This is a genomic window from Marinobacterium sp. YM272, assembly GCF_050908845.1.
Taxonomy (GTDB): Bacteria; Pseudomonadota; Gammaproteobacteria; order Pseudomonadales; family Balneatricaceae; genus Marinobacterium_D.
The window spans coordinates 265,258-277,500 of record NZ_CP194171.1; the positions used below are offsets into that span (position 1 = coordinate 265,258).

At 58.3% G+C, this 12,243-nt stretch carries 11 protein-coding genes and 2 rRNA genes (1 of these 13 only partly in view); 5 read left to right on the forward strand and 8 right to left on the reverse strand.

Translation table 11 applies throughout. The annotated features are described in order from the left end of the window. Window positions 1–90 precede the first annotated feature (90 nt). Window positions 91–1,287, forward strand: a complete 1,197-nt coding sequence (locus ACQUQP_RS01335) for a CynX/NimT family MFS transporter (protein ID WP_432697027.1) — start codon at window positions 91–93, stop codon at window positions 1,285–1,287. A gap of 25 nt (window positions 1,288–1,312) precedes the next feature. Here ACQUQP_RS01335 and ACQUQP_RS01340 read toward each other — a convergent pair whose 3' ends face one another. The 4 genes from ACQUQP_RS01340 to gpmI are packed head-to-tail and all read right to left on the reverse strand — an operon-like array spanning window position 1,313 to window position 6,139. Then, entirely contained in the window at window positions 1,313–2,095 is a 783-nt protein-coding gene (locus ACQUQP_RS01340; RefSeq protein WP_432697028.1) for a divergent polysaccharide deacetylase family protein, read from the reverse strand. 4 nt (window positions 2,096–2,099) lie between these two features. Next, the gene (locus ACQUQP_RS01345; protein WP_432697029.1) at window positions 2,100–3,407 is read right to left on the reverse strand and encodes a S41 family peptidase; all 1,308 of its coding nucleotides are present in this window, start codon (window positions 3,405–3,407) and stop codon (window positions 2,100–2,102) included. 21 nt (window positions 3,408–3,428) lie between these two features. Beyond that, window positions 3,429–4,565 (reverse strand): murein hydrolase activator EnvC family protein, encoded by a 1,137-nt coding sequence (locus ACQUQP_RS01350; protein ID WP_432697030.1) that lies wholly within the window; start codon window positions 4,563–4,565, stop codon window positions 3,429–3,431. 23 nt (window positions 4,566–4,588) lie between these two features. Further along, window positions 4,589–6,139 carry a 2,3-bisphosphoglycerate-independent phosphoglycerate mutase gene (gene gpmI / locus ACQUQP_RS01355; RefSeq protein ID WP_432697031.1) on the reverse strand — a complete coding sequence of 517 codons (1,551 nt, stop codon included), beginning with the start codon at window positions 6,137–6,139 and terminating at the stop codon, window positions 4,589–4,591. Between the two features lie 186 nt (window positions 6,140–6,325). Between gpmI and ACQUQP_RS01360 the strand changes: the two genes are divergently transcribed. From ACQUQP_RS01360 to secB, 3 genes are read left to right on the forward strand one after another with little or no spacing between them, the layout of a single operon-like run. After that, the gene (locus tag ACQUQP_RS01360) at window positions 6,326–6,739 is read left to right on the forward strand and encodes a rhodanese-like domain-containing protein (protein WP_432697032.1); all 414 of its coding nucleotides are present in this window, start codon (window positions 6,326–6,328) and stop codon (window positions 6,737–6,739) included. Then, the gene (grxC, locus tag ACQUQP_RS01365) at window positions 6,739–6,996 is read left to right on the forward strand and encodes a glutaredoxin 3 (protein ID WP_432697033.1); all 258 of its coding nucleotides are present in this window, start codon (window positions 6,739–6,741) and stop codon (window positions 6,994–6,996) included. Before ACQUQP_RS01360 ends, grxC begins: the two co-directional genes overlap by 1 nt. A gap of 33 nt (window positions 6,997–7,029) precedes the next feature. After that, a complete protein-coding gene (secB, locus tag ACQUQP_RS01370) occupies window positions 7,030–7,482 on the forward strand; it encodes a protein-export chaperone SecB (RefSeq protein ID WP_432697034.1) in 453 nt (150 codons plus the stop codon). Between the two features lie 47 nt (window positions 7,483–7,529). On the opposite strand, the gene ACQUQP_RS01375 is transcribed toward secB, so the two are convergent. Next, complete coding sequence (locus tag ACQUQP_RS01375) at window positions 7,530–8,192, reverse strand: tRNA-uridine aminocarboxypropyltransferase (RefSeq protein WP_432697035.1); 663 nt, start codon at window positions 8,190–8,192, stop codon at window positions 7,530–7,532. Between the two features lie 92 nt (window positions 8,193–8,284). On the opposite strand from ACQUQP_RS01375, the gene ACQUQP_RS01380 reads away from it, so the two are divergent. Beyond that, window positions 8,285–9,106 carry an HDOD domain-containing protein gene (locus ACQUQP_RS01380; protein ID WP_432697036.1) on the forward strand — a complete coding sequence of 274 codons (822 nt, stop codon included), beginning with the start codon at window positions 8,285–8,287 and terminating at the stop codon, window positions 9,104–9,106. Window positions 9,107–9,128: 22 nt separating this feature from the next. Here the strand turns inward: ACQUQP_RS01380 and otnI are convergent, their stop codons facing one another. From otnI to ACQUQP_RS01395, 3 genes are all read right to left on the reverse strand, one after another. After that, window positions 9,129–9,902: a 2-oxo-tetronate isomerase gene (gene otnI / locus ACQUQP_RS01385; protein ID WP_432697037.1), complete on the reverse strand. Its 774-nt coding sequence runs from the start codon at window positions 9,900–9,902 to the stop codon at window positions 9,129–9,131. A 556-nt stretch (window positions 9,903–10,458) separates the two neighbouring features. Beyond that, a 5S ribosomal RNA gene (gene rrf, locus ACQUQP_RS01390) occupies window positions 10,459–10,574 on the reverse strand. 144 nt (window positions 10,575–10,718) lie between these two features. After that, window positions 10,719–12,243 (reverse strand): 23S ribosomal RNA (locus tag ACQUQP_RS01395) (it continues 1,362 nt past the right edge of the window).

A 12,243-nucleotide genomic window follows, 5' to 3' on the forward strand; every position in this document is an offset into this window, starting at 1 on the left:
CCTACCTAAAATATGTAACACCAGTTACACTTACCACCCCTCACCTGTGACGCCATTTCAGTCGGGTCACAGAAGAATTAAGGACACCCCATGCCAGAGCCGATCAAGGGCCCCTTCCATGGCCGCCCGCTGGCCTTTGCCATCGCCATCGCTGCCATCCTGCTGACTGCCGCCAATCTGCGTGGTGGCATCGTCGTGGTCGGCCCGCTGGTAGCCGACATCCGCGCCAGCCTTGGCCTAAGCGCGAGCCAGTTCAGCATGCTCACCACACTGCCACTGATCTGTTTTGGCCTCGTGTCTTCCCTGGTACCCGCCCTGACGCGGCGCCTGGAGCCACCTCAACTGGTGATCATCGCGCTGCTGGTAATCAGTCTTGGCGTAGCGCTGAGAATGGCGCCGGCTTTTCTGTTGATTCTGCTCGGGACGCTGCTGCTGGGCTCGGCCATCGCCCTGCTCAACGTGCTTATTCCTGGCCTGGTCAAAGGCTATTTCCCGAACCATCCGGGGATTATGACCGGGCTCTATACCGTGACACTGGGCACCGGCGCGGGTCTCGGCGTTTACCTGGCGGTCCCCCTGCGGGATATTTTTGACGACTGGCGGGTACCTTTAGCGGTTTGGGCCCTGCTGCCCCCGCTATGCATTCTGCCCTGGCTGTATCTGTTGAGGGTCCACACCCGCACCTATCAACCACCACAAAGTCGCGGCCCCAGCCTCTGGCGTAATGGCCGAGCCTGGGCAATCACCGGCTATATGGGCCTGCAGTCCACCTTCTTCTACTCGATCGTCACCTGGCTCGCCAACCTGTTGACCGACAGCGGCCTCAGCGACGAACACGCGGGCCTGGCAACCTCGCTGAGCAACCTGGCCGGGATCCCCGCAGGCCTGCTCACGCCGTTGCTGGCAACACGTTTTCACGACCAACGTAAGCTGGTGTTGGGGATTGCCCTGCTGGCGATCACCGGACTGGCGGGACTGTTGCTGGCACCGACCCAGGCGACGCTGCTCTGGGCAACCTTGATCGGTCTCAGCGGTGGCGCTTCGCTGAGTCTGTCGCTGACACTGTTCGCGCTGCGAACCAATACGGCCACCGAAGCTTTTGCGCTGTCGGCGATGGCACAGTCGGTGGGGTATCTGATTGCAGCGGCCGGACCGCTGGTGATCGGTGCGATCAACGATTTCAACGGCAGCTGGTTCTACGCCGTCGTGCTGCTGATCTCGCTGCAGGTGATCCAGTGCCTGCTGGGACTTGTGGCGGGTAAGCCCGGCACCATCACCGGGTCTTGAGATTGCAGGCAGGTTGCGCGACTGATCAGTGTGACGCGGCACTCTGACGCGCGATCACGCGCCGTTTGGCATCTTCGATTTCATCCAGATATGCCGCTGCCGACATCTGCACTATGCCCAGCTCGCCAAGGGTCGGCAGCAAGGTCTGCAGTACGGCAAGCGTTTCCGGATAGGGGTGACCGATAACCACCGCACGTCCCTCGTTCAGGGCCAGCTCGACGGCACGCCTGAATTCACCGGTGATCGCCTCGATGGAACGGTCGTTATCAAGGAACACGTTACGCTCGGCCGAGGGCACGCCTGCGGCCTGGGCTATCGACATCGCCCGGGTGCTGGCCGTAGTGCGGCTGTCGATAAAAAACAGACCGCGCTTGTGGATAACCTCCATTACCCAGCCCATCGGTTCATCCAGCTGGGTCAGCAGGCTTCCCATATGGTTGTTGACGCCGATCGCCTCCGGCACCGCGTCCAGCGAATCACTGAGTTGCTGCTGCAGCTGCTCGCGCGTCTGCGCTGGCGTCAGTCCACCCGGTCCCAGTTCCAGCTGTCGGGTGTTGGCCATCGGCGCGTGCAGGATCACCTCCTTGCCCTGTGCCGAGGCTTCCTGGCTGAGCTCGCGGGAATAGGTACGAAAGGGCAGTATGGCGTAGGTGATCGGGCCTGGCAGCGCCAGGGCCGCCCGCCCCTTTTCCAGGCTGGAGCCGACATCATCGATAATCAGCACCAGTCTGGGCCGGTCGACCACCGGTGCGGCCCACAACGGCAGTGAGAGGAGACAGAACGCCAGCAGCGACAGCCTGATGGCCATTCTGTCAGCCCTTGCTCTGCGCGTTCGCCGACACGATGTTCAGCGCCTTGAGCAGGTTGAGCGCCTGGTAAAGCTGAATATCGCGCTCCGCCAGCTGCTTGTCTTCGTTGGCAGCCATCTCGTCGCTACCCCCGTTTTCCAGGTGACCGACCAGATCACGCTCTTTCACCAGATTTTCGTGTTCAACCTGCGTCAGGCGCCCCTCTTCGACCAGCACATCCGGATGGATCCCCTGAGCCTGGATCGAGCGCCCGCTGGGCGTGTAGTAGCGGGCGGTGGTCAGTTTTACGGCACGATCGCTACCCAGGGGCAGTACGGTCTGAACCGATCCCTTGCCGAAGCTGTCGGTGCCCATCAGAACCGCCCGGTGATGATCCTGCAGCGCACCGGCGACAATCTCCGAAGCGGATGCGGAGCCGCCATTGATCAGCACCACCAGCGGCAGGTCTGGCGCCTGGGTACCGGCCTGGGCGCTGAACTCCAGCTGCGAGCTGGGCAGGCGCCCTTCGGTGTAAACGATCAGTCCTTCGTTGAGGAAGGTATCGGCCACATCCACGGCCGCCTGGAGTACACCACCGGGGTTGTTGCGCAGGTCCAGCACCAGTCCCTGCAGCGGCTGCTTCTGCTCCATTTCGCTGATCGCATCACGCAGATCCTCGGCGGTATTAAGCTGGAACTGGGTTACCCGCAGATAGCCGTAGCCAGGCTCCAGCAGGCGATTCTTGACGCTGGCCACCTTGATCGCATCACGTACCAGGGTGACCTCAAAGGGTTTCTCGATCCCGTCTCTGACGATGGTCAGCACGATCTCACTGCCGATCTCGCCGCGCATCATGTCCACCGCCTCGTTAAGCGGCATCCCCTGCACCGGCGTATCGTCCAGTTTGACGATCAGATCGCCCGCCTTGATACCGGCACGCTGTGCAGGCGTATCATCGATCGGCGCGATCACCCGGATAAAACCATCTTCCTGGCCGACTTCGATCCCCAGGCCTCCGAACTCACCGCTGGTGTGTACCTGCAGGTTTTCGAACGCTTCCGGCTCCAGATAGGTGGAGTGCGGATCCAGACCTGCCAGCATGCCGCGTATGGCGTCCTGGAGCAGGGTCTTGTCGTCCACCGGTTCCACGTAGGCATCCTTGATACGCCCGTAGACCTCGGCAAACATTCTCAGCTCTTCCAGTGGCAGCACTTTCTCCGGCTGCATTGCCGCCTCATCGGCCTCTTGCGACCAGGCGGTGGCAGGCACAGAGAGGGTCACCGAAAGTCCAAGCAGCAGGGAGGTTCGTTTTACACTGGCAAGAAGATTCATAGCTTATCCTTGAAGTGATTTTCAGCGGTCTGCCAGCCAGGGGGCCGGGTCGATAGAACGCCCGCCCTTGCGGATCGCGAAGTAGAGGCCGGTTTCATCATAGCCGCCACTGTCGCCGGTGGTCGCGACAACCTCGCCCGGTCTGACCCAGGCACCGGTTTCCCGCAGCAGACTCTCGTTGTGTCCATACAGGCTCATATAACCGCCACCGTGGTCAATGATCAAGAGTAAACCATAACCCCGCAGCCAGTCGGCGAAGACGACTCGACCGGAGTGCACCGCATGCACCTCACGCCCGACCCTGGCGCCGATCAGCACCCCCTCGTAGGCCAGATCGTTTACTTTCTGGCCAAAACGGCGCTTGAGAGCCCCGTCCACGGGCCAGGAAAGCTTGCCTTTGAGCTTGTCGAATGACTGGTTGGCGGTCTCCAGTTTCGAGCGCCGGATCGATTCCCGGATCTGCTCGAGCAGGTTTTGCAGCTGCGCCTGGTCTTTTTCCAGGCCACTGAGACGCTGCCGATCCTTGGCCAAAGAGGCCTTGAGACTGGCAAGGCTGGAGGCACGCTGCTCACGGGCCTTTTCCAGCTCTCCCTGCTGAGTCTGAAGTTCCTCGCGCTTGGCCAGCATCCGCTCGCTGGTGTCGGCAGCCTGGGAGCGCGTACTGTTAAGCGCGCTAAGCTGTGTACGGTAGGTTTCCATCTGCTCGATCAGTCGAGCGTTGAGCTGATCATAATAGTAGATCAGCCGTTCGGTGCGTGCCGGGTCGCGATCACTGAGCATCAGCTGCAGCTGGGGCTGCCGGCCTTCACGGTACTGTGCACGCAGCTGTTCACGTACCCGCTCTGCACTGGCCTCCACCTGCTGTTCCAGGCGCGCCTCTCGCTCGTGCAGGCCATCCAGGTCAGCGCCCAGGCCGTCGATATCGGCGTTTATCTGACGCAGCTGGGCGGTGACTTCACTGATCCGCTTTTCACTCTGACGCAGCGCCTGTTGCAGATTCTGTTGCTCCGAACGTTGCCGCTCGATGCCTCTCTGCAGACCGGCGATCTCATCCTTGAGTGCCTCGATCCGCTGCTCGGTTTCCCGCGCCTCCTGTTCGGTGGCCGCCCTCAGGGGCAGGGAAACGAGCAGCACGAGCGTCAAAATAAGAAGACGCATGAATCAGATCCGGGTGCCCCGCATTAGTTGAAATGAACCAGGTTCTTGCCACTCATCTCTGCCGGCGCATCGAGATCCATCAGCGTCAACAGTGTCGGTGCCAGGTCGCAAAGCGCGCCTTCATCGAGCTTAAGCTGCGCTGCACGCGGTCCATCATAGATCAGCGCAACCGGCCAGTTGGTATGCGAGGTGTGCGGTTCACCGGTTTCCGGATTGACCATCAGCTCAACGTTGCCGTGATCGGCAGTGATCAGCGTTTCTCCGTCGACCTCGGCCATGGCGGCCAGCACGCGGGCCAGGCACTCGTCGAGGGTTTCCACCGCCTTCACGGCAGCATCGAACTTGCCGGTATGGCCCACCATATCACCGTTGGCGAAATTACAGACGATCAGGTCAAACTGACGGCCCAGGATCGCCTCAACCAGTTTGTCGGTCACCTCCGGCGCACTCATTTCCGGCTTGAGATCGTAGGTGGCCACCTGCGGTGAGGGCACCAGGATACGCTCTTCACCCGGGTAGACCGCCTCTTCACCACCGTTAAAGAAGAAGGTGACGTGGGCGTACTTTTCGGTTTCAGCAATACGCAGCTGGGTCTTGCCCAGGCTGGAGAGATACTCACCGAGCCCGTTGTAGAGTTTTTCCGGCGGATAAGCGCAGTTTGCCGGAATATCCGCCGCGTACTGCGTCATCATGACGTAATCGGCAAGAGCCGGGCGTACCTGGCGCTCGAAACCATCGAAACTGTCTTCGACGAAGCAGCGGGTAATCTCCCGCGCGCGGTCGGGGCGGAAGTTGGCGCAGATCACGGCGTCGCCATCCTTGACCAGTCCCTTCGGGTGACCGGCCATATCGGTGATTACCGTCGCGGTGACAAATTCATCGTTCTCATCGCGAGCGTAGGCTTCCGCCAGTGCCTGCTGAGCCGACTGGGCGTGCTGTTTGGCTGCGCCGCTGGTCATGGCATCATAGGCCTGCTGTACACGGTCCCAGCGATTATCACGGTCCATGGCGAAATAGCGACCGACCACGGTGGCGATGGCGCCTACACCCAGCTCGCGGAATTTCGCTTCGGTCTTGGCGATGGAGGGTTCTGCGGAGCGCGGTGGCATATCGCGGCCATCGAGAATTGCGTGCAGATAAACCTCTTTGGCACCGCGCTTGACGGCCACTTCAGCCAGCGCAAGCATATGATCTTCATGACTATGCACGCCCCCCGGCGACAGCAGTCCCAGCAGATGCACCGCTTTACCGGCAGCGATCGCCTTGTCCATCGCGCCAGTGAGTGCCGCGTTCTCAGCAAAGCTGCCGTCTTCAATCGCCTTGGTGATCCGTGTCAGGTTCTGATAGACGGTACGTCCGGCGCCGATATTCATATGGCCAACTTCGGAGTTGCCCATCTGACCATCGGGCAGCCCCACCGCCATTCCGGATGTTTTGATCCGGCTATGTGGCTTGGAGGCAAGCAGTTTATCCCAGGTGGGAGTATTGGCTGCCTGGACCGCAGAAGAGGGAGTTTCCTCGATACCGAAACCATCGAGGATTATCAGTGCCTTGGTAGAACGTGCTTGAGTCATCGCAATCTGTATTCTTTTGGATTCAAATTCCGGAATATCAACAGTATTCCGCAGCATAGATCGAGTTCTACGAGTTTACCTCACCTTGCCCCCTGGCGGGCAAATTCCTGGCGCAAACCTTATCCACTTAGCTTCGCCCATGTATACTGTCCCGCCTGTTGACAGCCCTCCACTTAGGGAAGCTTTATGGATCGCGTGATTGAATTTGTATCTCAACATTATTATCTGATTGCTGCCTGGGTACTCACCCTGGCGATGCTGCTCTGGACTGAAAGCCGCAAGTCAGGCAAATCGGTATCTCCTGCCGAGGCAACCCGCCTGATTAACAAAGAAGACGCCGCCGTTCTCGATATCCGCCCGAAGAAAGAGTGGGACACCGGCCACATCACTGGCGCCGTGCATATCCCGCTGGCCGACCTCGAGCGCCGCATGAGTGAAATCAAGGCAGATAAGTCCAAGCCCGTTATCGTGGTATGCAACGTTGGCCAGGCAGCGGCCACGGCTACCAAGCAACTCAAGACCGCAGGCTTTACCCAGGCCATCAGACTCTCTGGTGGTATGACCGAGTGGCGCGGCCAGAACATGCCCGTGGTGAAATAATGAAGCCCGTCGATATCTACCTGACCCGCTGGTGTCCGTTCTGTACACGGGCGATCATGCTGCTCGATCACAAAGGGGTTGAGTACAACGCCATTGATGTGGACCAGGCCCCTGCACTGCGACCGCAGATGATGGAACGCGCCAACGGCCGCCACACCGTGCCGCAGATCTTCATCGGTGAAACCCATGTAGGTGGCTGCGACGAGCTGTTCATGCTTGAGCGGAAAGGAGAGCTCGACCCACTACTGGCTGACTGAGCACCGACTGTTACCAATCAAAGGAAAAATTCGATGTCTGAAAATCAACCGAAACAGCCCCAGTTCGCGCTGAAGCGCGTTTACCTGAAAGACGCTTCTCTGGAAACTCCTGCTGCTCCGGGTGTATTCACCAAGCAGTGGCAGCCGGAAGTTAACCTGGATATCAACACCCGCAGCTCGTCCCTGGACGCAGAGCACTATGAAGTGGTTCTGTCCCTGACCGTAACTGTGAAGAACGAAGGCGAGCCGGCATTCCTGGTTGAAGTTCAGCAGGCAGGTATCTTCCTGCTGGCAGGCCTCGGCGAAGCGGAAACCAAGCACACCCTGGGAGCGTTCTGCCCGAACCTGCTGTTCCCGTACGCCCGCGAAGCGATCGACAACCTGGCATCCAAGGCCAGCTTCCCGGCCCTGATGCTGGCACCGGTGAACTTCGATGCGCTGTACGCACAGCAGCAGCAGAAAGCCGCGGAAACCGAAAAGCACTGATTCGTTTTCCGCGCACTGATCGCGAGCGCCGCCTGGCGCTTTCGCGGTCAGGCCTCCACCTTATCCCCTTCCCTGTCCCACTTTCGCCGCGTCGCGAAATACTCCCGGTTGAAACGCTCGAAATAGCCCTCCAGATGGCTAGCCGCCACCTCATCCTGCTGTAATTCCAGCAGCGCTATAGCCACCTCGGCAGTACACAGATGATGTGCCACCTTTGAACGCCTCAGGGTGTAACTCGATACCCGATCTGACTTCGGCTCAATCACCGGCAGGTGCTGCAGATAGCGGCTGTGCCTGAACATCCTGCGCGCCTGACGCCAGGTACCGTCCAGGATGATAAAGGCGGGAATGCGCCCGTCTGCGGGTGCACGTTCAACCATCCGTTCCTGGTAGTCATCACCTTCAGGGAACACCAGACACGGAAAGTAAGCGGGGTCGTTCAGCGCATCAAGCAGCGCCTGGGGCGGCTCGGTCCGAGACCATTCAAACACCCGGGTCGCACTGATGCTGTCAGCGATCAGCTTGCCGGTGTTGGTCGGCTTGTAGAACTCGTTATGGTGCATCAGCAACCAGAATTCACAGTTTGCTGTGACCTTTGACTGGTGTGCACAGATGCAGGACTCCACCGCCAGACGGCAGGTTTCACAGCGCTTTACGCCGGCTCCGCGGGCTAAATAGGGCCTGCGCGCCGGTTCGTTGATTTTGGACATATTTTGAGACTGAAAATGCATGTTGTGCGCACTATACTGGCTTCCTATTCAACAGCAAGTCCGCCGGGACTTACCAGGATGAGTAATAAGGGATGAATAAAAGCTTCAACACCCTGATTCCACCTCAACCGGAGATCCTGCGCTCTCTTGCCGAAGCGCTGAACCAGGAGTATCCGGATCAGCGTGAAGTCGCCGGCCTGCTGCGCAAGGATGTGGCTCTCTATTCCACCATCCTGAAGGCAGCCAACAGCCCCTACTACGGGCTCGCTGTAGAGATAACCTCGGTAGAACGTGCCCTGAGCCTGCTGGGATTCGAGCGCATTTTCAGCCTTGTCAGGCTGACTCTGATGAAAAACAGCCTGGCAAAAACCGGCAGGATGGAACGCTTTTGGGACACGGCCCGCGATGTCAGCGAGCTGTCGACACTGATCGCCTCGCGCCTGACCCATCTTAACAAAGACGATGTGTACACCTGCGGCATGCTGCACGACTGCGGGCTGCCGTTGATGGTCCAGGCGTTCGAGGGTTTTCGTGACTTCCTCCAGCAACATGGCAACCTCAGCACCGGCGAGCTGGAAAGCGCCGAAGTGGCGAAGTTCGGCTTCAGCCACTACCAGGTTGGCTCCCGTATGGCTGAGCGCTGGCTGCTGCCGCAGTACCTGGCCGACGCCATCCGACTGCAGCCGCAGATTGACGATGTACTGAACGACCGCATCGAAGCAACAGAGCGCGCCCGGGAGCTGCTGTCGGTATTAACCCTGGCCCAGGATATCAGCGAAGAATACCGCTACTACTGGCGCATCAATCAGAAGCAGGGCCTGCCGGCCGTGCAACAGGCACTGCGCTACCTCGGTGTGATCGACCTGGATTACCTGAACCTGAAAGATGAAATTCTCGAGAGCATGGGCGCCTGAGAGAGCCGCCACGCCCATTTTCTCAATACGCAGCCATCCAGCTTAGTCCATCCGCTGTTGCACCCTGTGGGTTGTATTCACAGCCCACAGAGCCGGCATACCCCAGACAGTCCAGCTCAGCCAGAATGTAAGCGTAGTTCAGCTCACCGATATCCGGCTCATGCCGACCTGGTACACCGGCAATCTGCACATGCTCGATCAGGCCGAACAGCTCCTTCATAGTCTGCGTAACCCTCCCCTGCATCATCTGACAGTGATACAGATCCAGCTGCAGACCGACGTTGTCTTCAGCAATCTCTTCAATCAATGCCCTGGCCTGGGCTGGATAGTTGACCAGGTAACCGGGCATATCGATATTATTGATCGGCTCGACCATGATTCTCAGACCATGCTGTGCAGCCTGGCGGGCGGCACTGCGAAGGTTGTTCACATAGCAGGTCTTTGCCGCTTCGGGTGACAGATCTCCGCCGACCACGCCTGCCATAACATGGATACGCCGATTACCGAGCACGCGGGCATAAGCGATCGCCTGCTCGATACCGCGTGCAAACTCCTCCTCCCTTCCCGGTAGAGCAGCCAGACCACGTTCACCGGCCTGCCAGTCACCGGGAGGCGCATTGAACAGCACCTGCTCCAGTCTGTGAGCATCCAGGCGCTGTTTTATTTCCTGTGCCGGAAAGTCATAGGGAAAGAGGTATTCCACGGCGTTGAAGCCCGCCCTGGCAGCCGCTTCAAAGCGCTCCAGAAACGGCAGTTCCGTAAACAGCATCGACAGGTTGGCAGCAAATCTTGGCACGGCCTTGTCCCTCTGTGTGGCTTTTAGTCTGATGTTAGGGGGTTCGGTGAGGAATCGGAAGGGTTGGTGGGAGCGGTTATGTCGCCCCGATCAATCCCAGGGGTTTGAATGCCGAGTTCAATCGGCACGATGGTTATTATGCCCTTTGGGTGCGTACCTCCTACCCTGGGGCGGTGCCAGAATCGGTTTTCGTAGGAGGGGCGCCCTCGCCCCGATTACTGTGGCGGTTATGCCTGGGGAGTGGCTGCGGGCTGAGCTCGAGTGGCTAGTGCTTGGGCGAGTTGGGCAGGGAGGCTTAACAGCGATGACCTACAGTGATCAGAGGCGTTACTTCTGACCCTGCGGGTGTCTGTAGGGGCCGACTCGTTTGGTGGGGCGCGATGACCTACTTTAGGTCGCAAGCGGTGCTTGCGATCCTTCGGACGCCTGCGGCGCCTATCCGCCGTACCTACGGTACAGGCGTATTCACATGGGCCTGGTAGTGCACAGCAGACCCTGCCGTCCAAACATAAAAAAAGGGCCACCCCAATGGGGTGACCCTTTTTTCATATTAGGTGCCTGGCGATGACCTACTCTCACATGGGGAAGCCCCACACTACCATCGGCGATGACGCGTTTCACGACTGAGTTCGGCATGGGATCAGGTGGTTCCACGTCTCTATTGTCACCAGGCAAAACTGGAACAAACTGAGATCTAAAAGCTTTTTAGTAGAAGACCCGCTGTCGCTTATCTCCTATCTGATGTCTTGTCGTTCGCTACAAGCTACAACCGCGATACGATCTATATATTCAATGTTCAAACGCCTTTGGCGTTATATGGTCAAGCCTCACGAGCAATTAGTACTGGTTAGCTCAACGCCTCACAGCGCTTACACACCCAGCCTATCAACGTCCTGGTCTTGAACGGCTCTTTAGGGACCTCAAGGGTCCAGTGAGATCTCATCTTGAAGGAGGCTTCCCGCTTAGATGCTTTCAGCGGTTATCCCGTCCGAACGTAGCTACCGGGCAATGCCATTGGCATGACAACCCGAACACCAGAGGTTCGTTCACTCCGGTCCTCTCGTACTAGGAGCAACTCTTCTCAAATCTCAAACGCCCACGGCAGATAGGGACCGAACTGTCTCACGACGTTCTAAACCCAGCTCGCGTACCACTTTAAATGGCGAACAGCCATACCCTTGGGACCGGCTTCAGCCCCAGGATGTGATGAGCCGACATCGAGGTGCCAAACACCGCCGTCGATGTGAACTCTTGGGCGGTATCAGCCTGTTATCCCCGGAGTACCTTTTATCCGTTGAGCGATGGCCCTTCCATACAGAACCACCGGATCACTAGAACCTACTTTCGTACCTGCTCGACGTGTCTGTCTCGCAGTCAAGCACCCTTATACTCTTACGCTCAATGCATGATTTCCGACCATGCTGAGGGTACCTTCGTGCTCCTCCGTTACACTTTGGGAGGAGACCGCCCCAGTCAAACTACCCACCACACAATGTCCCTGATCCGGATTACGGACCTAGGTTAGAACCTCAACAGTACCAGGCTGGTATTTCAAGGTCGGCTCCACTCTAACTGGCGTCAGAGTTTCAAAGCCTCCCAGCTATCCTACACAAGTAATGTCAAAGTCCACTGTGAAGCTATAGTAAAGGTTCACGGGGTCTTTCCGTCTAGCCGCGGGGACGCTGCATCTTCACAGCGAGTTCAATTTCACTGAGTCTCGGGTGGAGACAGTGTGGCCATCGTTACGCCATTCGTGCAGGTCGGAACTTACCCGACAAGGAATTTCGCTACCTTAGGACCGTTATAGTTACGGCCGCCGTTTACCGGGGCTTCGATCAAGAGCTTCGCTTGCGCTAACCCCATCAATTAACCTTCCGGCACCGGGCAGGCGTCACACCCTATACGTCCACTTTCGTGTTTGCAGAGTGCTATGTTTTTAATAAACAGTCGCAGCCACCTGGTATCTTCGACCGGTGTCAGCTTAGAGAGTAAATCTCATCACCAACGCCGGCGTGCCTTCTCCCGAAGTTACGGCACCATTTTGCCTAGTTCCTTCACCCGAGTTCTCTCAAGCGCCTTGGTATTCTCAACCTGACCACCTGTGTCGGTTTCGGGTACGGTCACACATAACCTGAAGCTTAGAGGATTTTCCTGGAAGCTTGGCATCAACCACTTCACTCCACATGGGAGCTCGTCATCAGGTCTCGATCTTAAGGAACCGGATTTGCCTAGTTCCTCAATCTACACCCTTAAACACGGACAACCAACGCCGTGCTGGCCTAGCCTTCTCCGTCCCCCCGTCGCAGTTATGCGCGGTACAGGAATATTAACCTGTTTCCCA